Source organism: Limnohabitans sp. 2KL-51 (assembly GCF_003063645.1).
Taxonomy (GTDB): domain Bacteria; phylum Pseudomonadota; class Gammaproteobacteria; order Burkholderiales; family Burkholderiaceae_C; genus Limnohabitans_A.
On sequence record NZ_NESJ01000012.1, the window covers coordinates 1 to 16,228 of the forward strand.

The following is a 16,228-nucleotide window of genomic DNA, read 5'->3' on the forward strand; positions in this document are numbered from 1 at the left end:
CGATTTACGATCCACGCTTCCTTCCCACGTTCGGTCACCCTCACGCAGTTGCGTTTCACTTTGCTCACTGTGACCAGCTCGCAGCGGGACTTGCACCCGCAGGTGTGCGCCCATGCTGGGCGCACAAAGAAAAACGCGCCCAAAGGCGCGTTTTTACTGGGTTTCTGGCGGAGCAGGCGGGATTCGAACCCGCGGTGGGCTATTAACCCACACACGCTTTCCAGGCGTGCGACTTAAACCACTCATCCACCGCTCCGAAGCCTGCCATTGTAACAGTGGAAAAACACCTTTCCGCAGGCCCCTTGCAATTCTTGTGCAGGGGGTTAAGCCATGGAGTCGCAGCGGGTTTTTTGCCAATTTGTGATCTGTGTCGCTCAGCATGGCCTTTTTGTCCTTAAACTTCGCCACTGTTTCAAATCCCTTTGACCTTTCTTTGGCGCACAGCCCCATCAGCCCATGAAATTTCGTTTCCCCATCGTCATCATTGACGAAGATTACCGTTCTGAAAACACTTCGGGCTTGGGTATCCGTGCTTTGGCTGACGCCATCGTGGTCGAAGGTCTTGAGGTCTTGGGGGTCACCAGTTACGGCGACTTATCCCAGTTTGCGCAGCAGCAAAGTCGAGCCAGTGCCTTCATTTTGTCCATCGACGATGAAGAATTTTCTCCTGGGCCAGACTTGGACCCAGCCGTCATCAACTTGCGGGCTTTCATTGATGAAGTGCGTCGCAAGAATGCCGACGTGCCCATCTACATCTATGGCGAGACCAAGACTTCTCGCCATCTGCCCAACGACATCTTGCGTGAACTGCACGGCTTCATTCACATGTTTGAAGACACGCCCGAGTTTGTAGCGCGCCACATCATTCGTGAAGCCAAAAGCTATCTCGAAGGTGTGCAGCCGCCATTCTTCAAGGCACTGCTCGACTATGCCGAAGACGGCTCTTATTCATGGCACTGTCCCGGTCACTCCGGTGGCGTGGCTTTCCTCAAAAGCCCCGTAGGCCAGATGTACCACCAGTTTTATGGCGAGAACATGCTGCGCGCCGACGTGTGCAATGCGGTGGAAGAATTGGGCCAATTGCTTGACCACAACGGTGCCATTGGCGAGAGCGAGCGCAATGCAGCGCGCATTTTTAACGCTGACCACTGCTTTTTTGTGACCAACGGCACCAGCACCTCCAACAAGATTGTTTGGCACCATACGGTGGCCCCCGGCGATGTGGTGGTGGTGGACCGCAATTGCCACAAATCCATATTGCATTCGATCATCATGACCGGGGCCATTCCGGTGTTCATGAAGCCCACGCGCAACCATTTCGGGATCATCGGCCCGATTCCCAAGAGCGAGTTCGAGCCCTCGGCCATCATGGCCAAGATCAAGGCCAACCCTTTGCTCAAGGGCGTGGACCCGAAAAAGGTCAAGCCCCGTGTGATGACGCTCACGCAATCCACCTACGACGGCGTGCTCTACAACACCGAAACCATCAAGAGCATGCTGGATGGCTACGTCGAGAATTTGCACTTTGACGAAGCTTGGTTGCCCCACGCGGCCTTTCACCCGTTTTATGGTCCTTACCATGCGATGGGCAAAAAGCGGGCCCGCCCGAAAGAGTCCGTGGTCTATGCCACGCAATCCATCCACAAGTTGCTCGCGGGCATCAGCCAAGCCAGCCATGTGTTGGTGCAAGATGCGCAAAACACCAAGCTGGACAGGCACTTGTTCAACGAGGCGTACCTGATGCACACCTCGACCAGTCCGCAGTACAGCATCATTGCCAGCTGCGATGTGGCCGCCGCCATGATGGAGCCACCCGGCGGCACTGCGCTGGTGGAAGAAAGCATTGCTGAAGCCCTCGATTTCCGCCGCGCTATGCGCAAGATCGACGCCGAGTACGGCAAAGACTGGTGGTTCAAGGTCTGGGGCCCGGAAAAATATGCCGACGAAGGCATTGGCCGTGCCGACGACTGGATCTTGCACAACGATCCACGCAAGAAATCAAGCAAGTGGCACGGCTTTGGCAACCAACTGGCCGACGGCTTCAACATGTTGGATCCGATCAAGTCAACCATCGTGACACCAGGTTTGGATTTGGACGGTAAGTTTGACAAGACAGGCATTCCGGCGTCCATCGTCAGCAAGTTCTTGACCGAACATGGCGTGGTGGTGGAGAAGACGGGCCTGTACAGCTTCTTCATCATGTTCACCATCGGCATCACCAAGGGCCGCTGGAATTCGCTGCTCACGGCTTTGCAGCAGTTCAAGGACGAATACGCCAAGAACCAACCGATGTGGAAAATCATGCCGGAGTTCTGCCAAAAGCACCCGCGCTATGAGCGCATGGGCTTGCGCGATTTGTGCCAGCATGTGCACGAGATGTACGCCAAGTACGACATCGCCATTTTGACGACCGACATGTATTTGTCGGATCTGGCCCCGGCCATGCGCCCTTCAGATGCCTATGCCCACATTGCCCAGCGCAAGACAGAACGGGTGGAAATAGACCACTTGGAAGGCCGTGTCACTGTCGGTCTGGTCACGCCTTACCCACCGGGCATTCCGCTCTTGATCCCTGGCGAGGTCTTCAACAAGAAGATCGTGGATTACCTCAAGTTCGCCCGCGAGTTCAACGAGAAGTGCCCGGGTTTCGAGACTGACATCCATGGTTTGGTCGAGATCAAAGACGACGATGGCAAGAAACGGTACTTTGCGGATTGCGTGAAGGCTTGAGAACCGTGTGTGGCAGGTGAGTTGGGGTCCTGTGCGGGGGCTCAGAGGCGCTTCGCTTTGCCACATCGCCCCCGCACAGGGCCCCAACTCACCTGCGGGGGTGAATAGAAAAAAGCGGCTTTCGCCGCTTTTTTCTATTCCAGGAGATGTTTGTTCAATCCCACTTTTTATGGCCAGTGGCCAAGCGCTGGTGGTTGAACCAGTCCTTGCACTCGAGCAGTCCTGCCACGTTCACCTAGCCCATGGCAACACGAACATTCACTCAGCCCGAGAGGATGTGGGTGCTGAACCGGGCGATTTGGCGAGCGAAGCGAGTTATGAGCCCGGGCAGCGCCCGCATCCTCTCGAGCGGTCTTAAAAAAGACACGTACCCAAGGAGCGAACAACCCAATCAAGCCGCAGCCGCTGGCTCTGCAATACCGCCGACCACTTGGCTGAAGCCACCGTCTACATAGGTGATCTCGGCCGTCACGCCCGCTGCCAAGTCGCTCAACATGAACGCCGCCACATTGCCCACGTCCTCAATTGTCACATTGCGGCGAATCGGCGAGGCCTCGGCCACCACCGACAAAATCTTGCCAAAACCCTTGATGCCGCTTGCCGCCAAGGTCTTGATGGGACCAGCCGAAATGCCGTTGGCGCGCAGGCCACGTTTTTGGCTGCCCAACGATTCGGCCAGATAACGCACCGACGCCTCCAGGCTGGCTTTGGCCAGGCCCATGGTGTTGTAGTTGGGCACGGTGCGGATCGCGCCCAGGTACGTCAGGGTCAACACAGCCGACTTGTCATTCAAATAGGGCAGGGCCGCTTTGGCCATGGCCGGAAAACTGTAAGCGCTGATGTCATGGGCGATCTTGAAGCCCTCGCGCGACAAGCCGTCCAGAAAGTCGCCAGCAATGGCTTCACGCGGGGCGTAGCCGATGGCGTGCACAAAACCGTCGAACTTGGGCCAAGTGACCGTCAAGTCGGTGAACAGCTTCTCAATCTGCTCGTCGCTGCCCACGTCGCAATCAAAAATCAGCTTGGAGTCGAAATCGGCCGCGAACTCGGTGATGCGGTCCTTGAAGCGCTCACCCACATAACTGAACGCCAGCTCGGCGCCTTGCGCGTGGCAGGCCTTGGCAATGCCGTAAGCGATCGATCGGTTCGACAGCACGCCAGTGATCAGCAACTTTTTGCCTGACAAAAAACCTGTTTTTATCGTCATCTCTTCAACTCCTGGAAAATGTGTGCAGAATTGTCGCATGCGAAGACCTTTGGCTCGATCTTGGACAAACTGGTTGCTGGCCTTGGGGCTCAGCCTGTCCGGTCATGCCTTCGCCGCCCACGCCTATGCCCAATTTGGCGACATCCGCTACCCTGCAAGCTTTACCCATTTCTCGTACGCCAATCCGGCTGCACCCAAAGGGGGCGAGATTGTGCTGGTGCCGCCGACCCGCCAGTCCAACTTCGACAAGTACAACCCCTTCACATTAAAGGGCAGCGCACCGCCCTCCATGTTGGGCATGATGTTTGACACCCTGTTGGTGGGCAACATGGACGAGTCGACCACGGCTTATGGCTTGTTGGCTTCGGATGTCTCGGTGGCCAAAGACCGAATGTCGGTCACTTTCCAGATCCACCCGCAAGCCCGATTTCAAAATGGCGACCCCGTGCTGGCGTCCGATGTTCGCCATTCCTTTGAGCGCCTGACCAGCAAGCAGGCAGCACCCCAATACCGCACGTATTTTGGTGAGGTCAAGGGCGCGACCGTTTTGGCCGAGCGCAGTATCCGGTTCGATTTTGTGCGCCCCAACAGCGAGTTGCCTTTGATCGTGGGCAGCTTGCCCGTGTTCAGTGCCAAGTGGGGTTTACAAGGCGAGGGGCCTAAGGCAACTCACAAACCGCTGGACCAGATGGTCGTGGACATTCCGATTGCGTCGGGGCCATACCGCCTCGGACCGGTGCAGTTTGGCAAGGACGTCACCTACGTGCGTGATCCGCAATACTGGGCCAAAGACCTGAACGTGCGCAAGGGGCAGTTCAATTTCGACCGCATCACCTACAAGATTTACAAAGACAGCACCGCGCAACTCGAAGCTTTCAAAGCGGGCGAGTTCGATTACATGCAATCCTTCATTGCCCGTGAATGGGCCAGAGCTTTCACTGGGCGGGCGTTTGAGCGTGGTGAGCTGATTAAGGCCGAATTGCCTCATGGCAACGCGGGTGACTTTCAGGGTTTTTTGTTCAACACGCGCCGAGACAAGTTCCAGGACGTGCGCGTGCGCCAAGCCATCGCGCTGGCCATGGATTTTGAATGGCTGAACCGCCAACTGTTCTACAACGCTTACAGTCGAGTGCGCGGTTATTTTGTGGCCAGCGATTTTGAAGCCAAGGGCCGACCTGGCCCTGACGAGTTGGCTTTGCTCTTGCCTTTGCGTGCCAAGCTACCCGCCGCTGTGTTTGAGCAAGACGTGCCGCAACCACCCCAGACCGCGCTGGACCCGACTTCGGGCCACACCTTGCGCGACCATTTGCGCCAGGCCCGTGATTTGCTCAAGGACGCTGGATGGACTTACCGCGATGGCGCATTGCGCAACGCCAAAGGTCAATCCCTGAGCATCGAATTTTTGGACAGTTCGGGCTCCATGGGGCGCGTGGTCACACCCTTTGCCAAGAACCTTGAAAAACTGGGCATCCAAGTTCAGTACAAGGTGATCGATTTTGCGCTGCTCCAAAAGCGCATGGACGTGTTCGACTTTGACATCATCAGCAACCGCACCGTGGGCAGCGAAGCGCCCGGCACCGAGTTGCTCGAGCGGTACGGCAGCCGATCGGCCGACGTGGAGGGCTCGGGCAATGTGATCGGCCTGAAAGACCCGGCTGTGGATGCGCTGCTGGACAAGGTGGTGAGTGCCACGTCTCGGCCGGAACTGGTAACCAGCCTGCGCGCGTTGGACCGGGTGCTGCGCCATGGCCATTATGTGGTGCCCCACTGGTATGGCGCCGTGCACCGGGTGTCCTGGCGGGCCAAGGCGTTTGCCAGACCCGCCGACTTGCCGCGTTTTTACCAGCCGGAGAAACTGGTCACCACTGTGTGGTGGTCACCCCATGCTTCGGCCGCACCTGCGGCCCAAATTACACAACCTGCCCCCAAGGCCCCCTGACCCATGTTGGCCTACATTTTCAAACGCTTGCTGCTGATGGTCCCGACTTTGTTCGGAGTGTTGTTGTTGACGTTTGCGGTGATCCAGTTTGTGCCGGGTGGGCCCGTTGAGCAAATGGTGTCCCAGCTGCAAGGTCGGGACACAGGCGGGGAGGGCGCGGCGGCTGCAGGCAGCGGTTACCGGGGCAGGCAGGGCGTGGATGCGGCCCGCATTGCCGAAATCAAAACACTCTACGGTTTTGACAAGCCACCGACTGAGCGTTTCTGGATGATGCTCAAGCAGTTTGCGCAGTTCGATCTGGGCAAAAGCTTTTTCTACCCCAAAGACGTCTGGAGCCTGATCAAGGAAAAGTTGCCCGTGTCCATCAGCTTGGGCTTGTGGACGTTTTTTCTGAGCTATCTGGTGTCGGTGCCTTTGGGCATCGCCAAGGCGGTGCGGGCGGGCACGCGCTTTGACACGCTCACCAGTTTGTTGGTGCTGGTGGGCTATGCCATCCCAGGATTTGTTTTGGGCGTAGCCCTGTTGGTGATCTTTGGTGGTCAGTTGCAATGGTTTCCGCTGCGCGGCTTAACTTCGTCCAACTGGGAGCAGCTGAGCTGGGGGGCCAAAGTGGTCGATTATTTGTGGCACATCGCCTTGCCGGTCACAGCCAGCGTGCTGGGCTCGTTTGCCGTCATCACCATGCTGACCAAGAACGCATTTTTGGAAGAAATCCGCAAACAGTATGTGTTGACAGCCCGCGCCAAGGGCCTGAGTGAAAACCGTGTGCTGTACCGCCATGTGATGCGCAATGCGTTGATCCCGCTGGTCACGGGCTTCCCGGCGGCTTTCATCGGCGCGTTTTTCACCGGATCTTTGTTGATCGAAACCCTGTTCTCGCTCGATGGTTTGGGCTTGCTGAGCTACGAGGCGGTGATTCGGCGGGACTACCCGGTGGTGTTGGGCACTTTGTATTTGTTTACCCTAATTGGCTTGGTGACCAAGCTGATCAGTGACCTGTGTTACCTGTGGGTGGACCCGCGTGTGAAGTTTGACAAATGACCCCAGCGAACACCACTGCCTTGCCGCATCAGACCTCACCCTCGGCGCGTGCGTGGCAGCGTTTCAGGCGCAACCGCCTCGGTTTTAGCAGCCTGATCATTTTTGTGACGCTGTTCATTCTGAGCTTGGGGGCCGAGTTCTTGTCCAACGACAAACCCTTGGTCGTGCGGTTTGAGGGTCAGTGGTATTTCCCGGTCGTTCAGACCTTGCCTGAAAAGGTGTTTGGGGGTGATTTCGAGACCCCGGCGGATTATCTGGACCCGTTCATCTTGCAACAATTGAGCGGGGGCAGCAACTGGGCTTTGCAAGCACCCAACCCTTACCACCACAGCACGCTCGACTACTTTGCCCCATTGCCCAACCCAGCGCCGCCAACGACCCGTAACTGGCTTGGTACCGATGACCGGGGGCGTGATGTGCTGGCGCGCTTGCTCTACGGCTTTAGGGTCTCGGTGCTGTTTGCTTTGGCACTCACCTTGTTTGGCATGGTGCTGGGCGTGTTGACAGGGGCGGTACAAGGCTTTTTTGTAGGCAAGACCGATCTGGTGTTCCAGCGCTTCATCGAAGTCTGGAGTGCCATGCCTGAGCTCTATTTACTGATCATCTTCTCGGCCGTGTTCGAGCCCAGTGTAGGGCTGTTGCTGCTCCTGCTCAGCCTGTTTGGCTGGATGGGTTTGTCCGACTACGTGCGGGCCGAGTTTTTGCGCAACCGCCAACTGGACTACGTCAAATCAGCCCGGGCGCTGGGGCTGGGGAATTGGCAAATCATGTGGCGACATGTGCTGCCCAACAGCATGACCCCGGTGGTGACCTTCTTGCCTTTTCGCATGAGCGGGGCCATTTTGGCTTTGACCTCGCTCGATTTTCTGGGCCTGGGCGTGCCACCGGGCACGCCGTCTTTGGGTGAATTGCTGGCCCAGGGCAAAAACAACATCGACGCCTGGTGGATATCGATGTCCACCTTTGTGGTGCTGGTGGTGACCTTGCTGCTGCTCACTTTCATGGGCGATGCCTTGCGCGATGCGCTCGATCCACGAAAGGTGGATGCATGAGCACGCCCCAAGCTTTGTTGGAACTCAAAGACCTGCGCATCGCTTTTGGTGGCCAGGCTGTGGTGCATGGCGTGAATCTGAGCATCCAGGCGGGTGAGCGCGTGGCCTTGGTGGGGGAGTCGGGCTCGGGCAAGTCGGTCTCGGCGCTGTCGGTGCTGCGTTTGCTGGAATCGGCACAGCTTTCGGGCCAGGTGCTGTGGCAAGGCCGGGACCTGCTGCAGCAAACGCCTGCTGAAATGCAACGCATCCGTGGCGACGAGATCGCCATGATTTTTCAGGAACCCATGACGGCGCTCAACCCCTTGATGACGGTGGGCGCGCAGATCTCGGAAGTGCTGCAGCTCAAAAAGGTCTTGTCCCGGCGCGACGCCGATGCACGGGCCGTGCATTTGTTGTCCGAAACCGGGATCGATGACCCCGAACGTCGGTTTGGAGCCTACCCGCACCAGTTGTCGGGCGGCCAACGCCAACGCGCCATGATGGCGATGGCCCTCGCGTCCGAGCCCAAGCTTCTTCTGGCCGACGAACCCACCACCGCGCTGGATGCCAGTTTGCGATTGCAAATGCTGCAGCTGTTGGCCGATTTGCAGCAAAAAACCGGCATGGCCGTTCTGCTGATCACGCACGATCTGGCCTTGGTGCGCCACTTTGCCCATCGGGTGGCGGTGATGGAAAAAGGCCATCTGGTGGAGCAAGGGACTTTGCAAGCGGTCTTTGAGCAGCCACAGCATCCTTACACGCAAAGATTGCTCTCAAGTCGCCCTAATCGTGAGGGTCTGGTGGACGAGGCCTCCTTGCAGACGTCACCTATCTTGCAAGCACGTCAACTGCAGGTGCGCTATCCGAAGGCGGTGCCCGGTTTCAAAGCCTGGTTTCAAAAGCACCATTTCATTGCCGTGCACGGCGCGGATTTTTCGCTGTCGCCCGGCAGCACCTTGGGCGTGATGGGCGAGTCGGGTTCGGGCAAGTCGAGCCTCGCGCAGGCGGTGCTGGGTTTAATCCCTTTTTCGGGTGAGTTGTCTTTTGCCGGGCAAACTTAGCAAGGCAGCCCGGCTCGGGACAAGGCCTTGCGCAGGCAGGTGCAGGTGGTGTTTCAGGACCCCTATGGCAGCCTGTCGCCGCGCATGACGGTGGGTGAAATCGTCTCCGAGGGCCTGCGGCTGCACCAGCCGCACTGGACACCAGATGAAACCGAGCAACGCGTTCGCGCGGCTTTGGCCGAGGTGGGCTTGGTGGGCGAAGGGTTTGCCGATGTGCTCAACCGCTACCCGCATGCTTTTTCGGGTGGGCAGCGCCAACGCATCGCCTTGGCCAGAGCCTTGGTGGTCGAGCCCGCGCTGTTGGTGCTGGACGAGCCCACCAGCGCGCTCGACGTGACGGTCCAAAAACAGATCCTTGAATTGCTTAAAACGCTACAAAAAAAACGAGGCATGGCGTATTTGCTCATTACCCACGACGTGGATGTGCTTCGGGCCATGGCCCACCAGGTCATGGTGCTCAAGTCAGGGCAGGTGGTAGAGCAGGGTTTGGCCGAGCAGGTGCTGAGTGATCCACACCACCCCTACACCCGCAGCTTGGTGCAGGCCTTTCCCGAGACAATTTGACCGGCATGCCGTTCGCAGATGCATCGTTTTCCTAGAAAAATCACACACTTAGAGCGGTTTTTCGGCTAGAATACCGGCTTCACGACCAAACGGGCGGGTTTTCACCGCCCGTTTTTTTTGGTTGTTTCTTTTTTAACGTTGACATTCAGAAGCTCTGTGGCATTGCAGCAAATTGTTCAAGAAACCGTAACCGGCCTGGGCTACGACCTGGTTGAGATTGACCGCACAGCGGGCGGTTTGTTGCGCATCACCATCGACTGGCCCTGGCAGCCAGGTTCGGAGCTGTTCATCAACGTGGAAGATTGCGAAAAAGTCAATCGTCAGTTGCAATTCGCCCTTGAAGTGGACGGCGTCGCTTACAACCGTCTTGAAGTGTCCTCTCCCGGCATCGACCGTCCTTTGAGCCGTGAACAGGACTTTGTGCGGTTTGTAGGCGAGTTGATTGACATCACGCTCAAAGCGCCTATGGGTGAGAGCGCTGTGGGATTGGTTAACCCGACTCGCAAAAAATTTCGCGGCACGCTCGAGCGTGACGCCACCGGTCAAGGCTGGCAAATCGTCTGGAGCGATGCGCCTGTGGTCAAGCCCGGTCAAAAGGTCAGTAAAAAGCGGATTCCTTTGCCTGCGCATGCATTGGGGTTCACGCTGGATGAGTTGCGCGATGCGCGCCTCGCGCCCGTGGTGGACTTCAAAGGGCGAAAGCCCAAGCTGGAAGCCTGACGGCAGCCCCATTTTTGAGCAAACTTTCGGGTCCCACACATGGGCCCTGTGAAATAGGAGAGTCAAGTCATGAATCGCGAAATGTTGATGTTGGTCGAAGCCATCTCACGTGAAAAGAACGTTGAGCGCGATGTGGTATTTGGTGCCGTTGAAGCCGCTTTGGCACAAGCCACCAAAAAGCTTTATCAAGGCGAAGTGGACATCCGTGTTGCGGTAGATCGCGACAACGGCAACTACGAGAGTTTTCGCCGTTGGCACGTGGTGCCCGATGAGGCTGGTTTGCAGTTGCCCGAGCAGGAAATCCTCTTGTTTGAAGCCAAAGAGCAAATACCGGACATTGAAGTCGACGAGTACATCGAAGAGTCGATTGAGTCGGTACCGATCGGACGCATAGGTGCCATGGCCGCCAAGCAGGTCATTCTGCAAAAAATTCGGGATGCCGAGCGCGAAATGCTGCTCAACGACTTTATGTCGCGGGGCGAGAAAATCTTTGTCGGCACCGTCAAGCGCATGGACAAGGGCGACATCATCTGTGAATCCGGACGCATTGAGGGCCGCTTGAGACGAAGCGAGATGATCCCCAAAGAAAACCTGCGCAGTGGTGACCGCGTTCGCGCCATGATCATGGAAGTCGACCTGACTCTGCGCGGTGCCCCCATTTTGCTGTCGCGTTCTGCCCCCGAGTTCATGATCGAGTTGTTCCGCCAGGAAGTGCCCGAAATCGAACAAGGCCTGCTGGAAATCAAAACCTGCGCCCGTGACCCCGGCTCACGCGCCAAAATCGCTGTTTTGTCACATGACAAGCGCGTAGACCCGATCGGCACCTGCGTGGGTGTGCGCGGCACTCGTGTCAACGCCGTCACCAACGAGTTGGCCGGCGAGCGAGTCGACATTGTTTTGTGGAGCGAAGACCCCGCCCAGTTCGTGATCGGCGCTTTGGCCCCAGCGAATGTTCAATCCATCGTGGTGGACGAAGAAAAGCACGCCATGGACGTGGTGGTGGACGAAGAAAACCTGGCTATTGCCATTGGCCGTGGCGGACAAAACGTACGCTTGGCTTCTGACCTGACCGGTTGGAAGATCAACATCATGGACGCAGCCGAATCTGCACAAAAGCAAGCCGAAGAAACCACCGGCATTCGCCAGTTGTTCATGGAAAAGCTCGATGTGGACCAGGAAATCGCCGATATCCTGATCGGCGAAGGTTTCACCAGCCTCGAAGAGGTAGCTTATGTGCCCATCCAGGAAATGCTGGAAATCGAAAGCTTCGACGAGGACACCATCAACGAGCTGCGCACCCGCGCCAAAGACGCATTGCTGACCCTTGAAATTGCGCGTGAAGAGAGCGTCGAAGACGTTTCTCAAGACCTGCGCGACCTGCCAGGCTTGACCCCTGAGCTGATTTCCAAGCTGGTTGAGGCGGGTGTTCAAACCCGTGACGACCTGGCTGATCTGGCCACTGACGAGCTGACCGACATCACCGGTCAAAGCGTTGAAGAGGCCACCGCCCTGATCATGAAAGCCCGCGAACATTGGTTCGCAGGCCAGGCCTGAAGTCTGATGGAGGCTTGAACAAAATTATGTCCAGTACAACTGTTGCCGAGTTCGCCAATGAACTCAAAAAATCTGCCGATGTCTTGCTCGATCAATTGAGATCTGCCGGTGTGACCAAAGCCTCTGAAGGCGATGCGTTGACCGATGCCGACAAGCAAAAACTGCTCAGCTACTTGCAAGCGAGCCACGGTACCGTGTCCGTCGACCGCAAGAAGATCACCCTGGTCAAAAAATCGACCAGTGAGATCAAGCAAGCCGATGCCTCGGGCAAAGCCCGTACCATCCAGGTCGAAGTGCGCAAAAAACGCACGCTGATCAAACGCGATGACGAGCCTGTAGCCTCCGAAGAGGACATCGTGGAGCCACAACTGGACCATGCCGATTTGGCTCGCCTTGAAGAACAAGCTCGGCGCCAGGCAGAGCTGATTCTTCGACAGGAGGAAGAGTTGGCGGAAAAGCGCAGGCTACGCGAGGCCCAGGAAGCTGCGCAACGCGCCGATTTGGCTGCTCAGGAAGCACAAGCTGTGGCCCAGTCTCCGTCTGCTACCGTGCCCCTTTCTGACGGGCTTGCTGCGGCCAAGCCGCTTCCGAGTCGCGAAGAGCGCGAGCAATTGGCGCGGGCCGAAGCGGCCAGCATCAATGCAGCTTCTCAGGCCAAGCCTGCTGCACCAGCAGTATTTGAGCCTATCGAATCTGCCGCTGATATCAAGGCTGCTGCAGCCGAACAAGCGGCTCAAATGGCAACCGCCAAAGCCGAAGCCGCGAAGTCAGCGCGTGACGCCTTGGTACAAAAAGCCGCTGCAGAGTCCAAAGCCAAGGCCGATGAAGACACGGCGCGTGCACTGGATCTGGATTCGCGCCGCCGTAAGGCATTGGCTGAAGCCGAGGCCATTCGTTCCATGATGAACGCTCCCAAGAAAGTGCTGGTCGCCAAAAAGGAAGAGCCCAAAGCCGAGCCCAAAGCAGCAGTAAAGGGGACTTTGCACAAGCCAGCAGGAACACCTGCACCCGGTGCGCGTGCAGCGGCTGCGCAAGCTGCATCGCCTGCGGCACCTGGCGCCAACAAGGAAGTCAAGTCGGCGAAGCTGTCTTCCAGCTGGGCGGGCGATCCGGCCAAGAAGAAGGCCATCCCCACGCGTGGTGACACCAGTGGCGGTGTGGGACGCAACAACTGGCGTACTGGCCCACGAGGACGTCGCGGCAACGAACGCGACCGTGATGACGGTCAAAGCCAGCAGGCAACAGCCGAGGTGCGCGTGCTTGAAGTGCACGTCCCTGAAACCATCACCGTGTCAGAGTTGGCCCACAAAATGGCCATCAAGGCGTCTGAGGTCATCAAGCACCTCATGAAGCTGGGCCAGATGGCGACCATGAATCAGCCGTTGGACCAAGACACCGCCATGATCGTGGTGGAAGAGATGGGACACAAAGCCGTCGTCGCGGCGCTGGACGACCCAGAAGCCTTTACCGATGACGAAGTGTTGGACCAGCACGCCGAATTGTTGTCACGTGCCCCTGTGGTGACTGTGATGGGTCACGTTGACCACGGCAAAACGTCATTGCTTGACTACATCCGCCGAGCCAAGGTGGCCTCGGGTGAAGCCGGTGGCATTACCCAGCACATTGGCGCTTATCACGTCGAAACGGCCCGTGGCATGATTTCTTTCCTGGACACTCCCGGTCACGAGGCGTTTACCGCCATGCGTGCCCGTGGTGCGCAGGCCACAGACATCGTCATCCTGGTGGTGGCTGGTGACGACGGCGTGATGCCCCAGACCAAAGAAGCCATCAAGCATGCCAAGGCAGCAGGTGTACCCATCGTGGTGGCCATCAACAAAATGGACAAGCCCGACTCGAATATCGAACGCGTGCGTGCAGAACTGATTTCAGAAGAAGTTGTTCCCGAAGAGTTTGGTGGCGAATCACCTTTTGTCTCCGTATCGGCCAAGACCGGCATGGGCATCGACGCGCTTTTAGAGCAAATCCTTCTTCAAGCTGAAATTCTGGAACTCAGGGCACCTGTGAAAGCCGCGGCCAAGGGCTTGGTGATCGAAGCTCGCCTTGACAAGGGACGTGGTCCAGTGGCGACCATCTTGGTGCAGTCCGGTACTTTGAACACAGGTGACGTCGTGTTGGCGGGTCAGACCTTTGGCCGCGTGCGCGCCATGCTGGACGAAAATGGCGTGGCTATCAAAACGGCAGGTCCATCGATTCCGGTCGAAATTCAAGGCTTGACCGAAGTGCCGCAAGCCGGTGACGAGTTCATGGTCATGGGCGACGAGCGACGTGCCCGGGAAATTGCCACTTACCGCGCTGGCAAATTCCGCAACACCAAGCTGGCCAAGCAGCAAGCCGCCAAGCTAGAAAACATGTTCACCGACATATCGGCAGGCGAAGTCAAAATGCTGCCCATCATCATCAAGGCCGATGTGCAGGGTTCGCAAGAAGCCTTGGGCGCTTCCTTGCTCAAGTTGTCCAACGAAGAAGTCAAAGTCCAGTTGGTTTACTCCGGCGTGGGTGGCATCAGCGAGTCGGACATCAACCTGGCGATCGCCTCTAAGGCCCTCGTGATCGGTTTCAACGTGCGTGCCGATGCCGGCGCGCGCAAGTTGGCCGAAGGCAATGGCGTTGACCTGCATTACTACAACATCATTTATGACGCTGTGGATGAGCTCAAGGCCGCTATGTCGGGCATGTTGGCACCCGAACAGCGCGAAGAGATCATGGGCATGGCCGAAATTCGGACCGTATTCGTGGCTTCCAAGATTGGTACGGTTGCAGGTTGTATGGTCACTTCGGGTCAAGTCACCCGCAGCGCCAAGTTCCGTTTGTTGCGCGACAACGTGGTCATCTACACGGGTGAACTCGATTCGCTCAAGCGCCTCAAAGACGACGTGCGCGAAGTCAAGGAAGGCTTCGAGTGCGGTATCAAGCTCAAGAATTACAACGACATCAAAGAAGGCGATTACCTTGAATTCTTCGACGTCAAGGAAATTGCGAGAACGCTGTAAATGGTGCGTAGAAAGCAATCCTCTGTGCCCAATCGCGGTTTTCGCGTGGCCGACCAGATCCAGCGTGATCTGGCCGAGTTGATTGCGCGCGAGTTGAAAGACCCGCGTGTGGGCATGATCACGATCAATGCGATCGAGGTCACGCCCGACTACGCCCACGCCAAGGTTTACTTCAGTGTTTTAACGGGCAATCCCGAAGAAGCCACCGAGGGTTTGAACGCAGCGGCTGGCTTTCTGCGCAATGGTTTGTTCAAGCGTTTGCATATCCACACCGTGCCGACATTGCACTTTTTGTTTGACCGCACAACAGAACGTGCATCCGACATGAATGCCTTGATCGCCAAGGCCGTGTCATCACGAGCCCAAGAGGACTAAGCATGAACGCGCCACGCACCAGGGTGCAGCGGCGCCCTGTGCACGGGGTGTTGCTGCTCGACAAACCGCTGGGACTTTCCAGCAACCAGGCTTTGCAAAAAGCCAAGTGGTTACTGCGGGCTGAAAAGGCGGGGCATACCGGCACCTTGGACCCCTTGGCGACAGGAGTTTTGCCTTTGTGCTTCGGCGCTGCAACCAAATTCAGTCAACAGCATTTGGATGCAGACAAGACCTATGAGACGACTGTGCGCTTGGGCTTGAAGACGAGCACGGCGGATGCCGAAGGCGATGTGATCGCGGTGCGCGAAGTGTCATGTACGGCTGGTATGGTGGTAGAGATTTTGGACCGTTTCATGGGCCCGATCAGTCAGGTGCCCCCAATGCACAGTGCCTTGAAAAAGGACGGCAAGGCCTTGTACGAATATGCCCGAGAGGGCGAAACCGTTGAACGCGAAGCGCGCAACGTGGTGATTTATGACCTGGATCTGCTGGATATGAAACTGGAAGGCGATGCGCCTTTTTTGCGGTTGCGTGTGCGCTGCAGCAAAGGCACCTACATCCGGACGCTGGGCGAAGACATCGCCGAGGCGCTGGGTTGTGGTGGTCACTTGAGCGCATTGCGACGGGTGGTCACGGGTCCTTTTGACGCGTCACAGTGCGTGACGTTGCAGGATCTGGAAGCGATGGACGAAGCCAAGCGCATGGGCGCTTTGTTGCCAGTGGCTGTTTTGTTGCCAGGTTACACCGAGGTGAACCTGGACAGCGACAGCACAAGCCGTTTTTTGAACGGGGTGCGCAGACACGGCCCTTGGGTTGATTGTGATCAAGTCGCGGTGTACGGAGAACATCCTCGCGCCTTGCTGGGAACAGCAATGGTGCATGGCGGCGAATTGGTTCCGGGTCGATTGTTGAGCCCGATCGAAATACAACAGATTTTAGAAAGTTCACCTGCATTTGAGCCGTTGCTGGCCGAGCAGGTTTAAAGGAAGAGAAAG

The 16,228-nt window shown here is 57.3% G+C and carries 9 protein-coding genes, 1 tRNA gene and 3 pseudogenes; 11 read left to right on the forward strand and 2 right to left on the reverse strand.

Going from position 1 to position 16,228, the window contains the following annotated elements; genetic code table 11:
• Positions 1–165 precede the first annotated feature (165 nt).
• Positions 166–256: transfer RNA gene (locus tag B9Z49_RS13390), tRNA-Ser, on the reverse strand.
• A gap of 200 nt (positions 257–456) precedes the next feature.
• Here B9Z49_RS13390 and B9Z49_RS13395 point away from each other — a divergent pair.
• Positions 457–2,730 carry an arginine/lysine/ornithine decarboxylase gene (locus tag B9Z49_RS13395; RefSeq protein ID WP_108353965.1) on the forward strand — a complete coding sequence of 758 codons (2,274 nt, stop codon included), beginning with the start codon at positions 457–459 and terminating at the stop codon, positions 2,728–2,730.
• Between the two features lie 391 nt (positions 2,731–3,121).
• On the opposite strand, the gene fabI is transcribed toward B9Z49_RS13395, so the two are convergent.
• Positions 3,122–3,937, reverse strand: coding sequence for an enoyl-ACP reductase FabI (gene fabI / locus B9Z49_RS13400; RefSeq protein WP_108353966.1), 816 nt, complete (start codon positions 3,935–3,937; stop codon positions 3,122–3,124).
• A 37-nt stretch (positions 3,938–3,974) separates the two neighbouring features.
• On the opposite strand from fabI, the gene B9Z49_RS13405 reads away from it, so the two are divergent.
• The 10 genes and pseudogenes from B9Z49_RS13405 to truB all read left to right on the forward strand — a co-directional run bounded on the left by B9Z49_RS13405 (position 3,975) and on the right by truB (position 16,216).
• Positions 3,975–5,876, forward strand: coding sequence for an extracellular solute-binding protein (locus B9Z49_RS13405; protein WP_108353967.1), 1,902 nt, complete (start codon positions 3,975–3,977; stop codon positions 5,874–5,876).
• A 3-nt stretch (positions 5,877–5,879) separates the two neighbouring features.
• Positions 5,880–6,917 carry a microcin C ABC transporter permease YejB gene (locus B9Z49_RS13410; RefSeq protein ID WP_108353968.1) on the forward strand — a complete coding sequence of 346 codons (1,038 nt, stop codon included), beginning with the start codon at positions 5,880–5,882 and terminating at the stop codon, positions 6,915–6,917.
• Positions 6,914–7,969 carry an ABC transporter permease gene (locus tag B9Z49_RS13415; protein WP_108353969.1) on the forward strand — a complete coding sequence of 352 codons (1,056 nt, stop codon included), beginning with the start codon at positions 6,914–6,916 and terminating at the stop codon, positions 7,967–7,969. Before B9Z49_RS13410 ends, B9Z49_RS13415 begins: the two co-directional genes overlap by 4 nt.
• Positions 7,966–9,573: pseudogene (locus tag B9Z49_RS13420) on the forward strand (ABC transporter ATP-binding protein). Before B9Z49_RS13415 ends, B9Z49_RS13420 begins: the two are co-directional and overlap by 4 nt.
• 156 nt (positions 9,574–9,729) lie before the next feature.
• Complete coding sequence (gene rimP / locus B9Z49_RS13425) at positions 9,730–10,293, forward strand: ribosome maturation factor RimP (protein ID WP_108353970.1); 564 nt, start codon at positions 9,730–9,732, stop codon at positions 10,291–10,293.
• Positions 10,294–10,362: 69 nt separating this feature from the next.
• Entirely contained in the window at positions 10,363–11,847 is a 1,485-nt protein-coding gene (gene nusA, locus B9Z49_RS13430) for a transcription termination factor NusA (RefSeq protein WP_108353971.1), read from the forward strand.
• A gap of 26 nt (positions 11,848–11,873) precedes the next feature.
• Positions 11,874–12,342: pseudogene (locus tag B9Z49_RS22565) on the forward strand (translation initiation factor IF-2 associated domain-containing protein); the annotation flags it as partial.
• 146 nt (positions 12,343–12,488) lie between these two features.
• A pseudogene (gene infB / locus B9Z49_RS13435) lies at positions 12,489–14,858 on the forward strand (translation initiation factor IF-2); the annotation flags it as partial.
• Entirely contained in the window at positions 14,859–15,233 is a 375-nt protein-coding gene (gene rbfA, locus B9Z49_RS13440) for a 30S ribosome-binding factor RbfA (RefSeq protein WP_369913554.1), read from the forward strand.
• A gap of 2 nt (positions 15,234–15,235) precedes the next feature.
• Positions 15,236–16,216: a tRNA pseudouridine(55) synthase TruB gene (gene truB / locus B9Z49_RS13445; protein ID WP_108353973.1), complete on the forward strand. Its 981-nt coding sequence runs from the start codon at positions 15,236–15,238 to the stop codon at positions 16,214–16,216.
• Positions 16,217–16,228 lie beyond the last annotated feature (12 nt).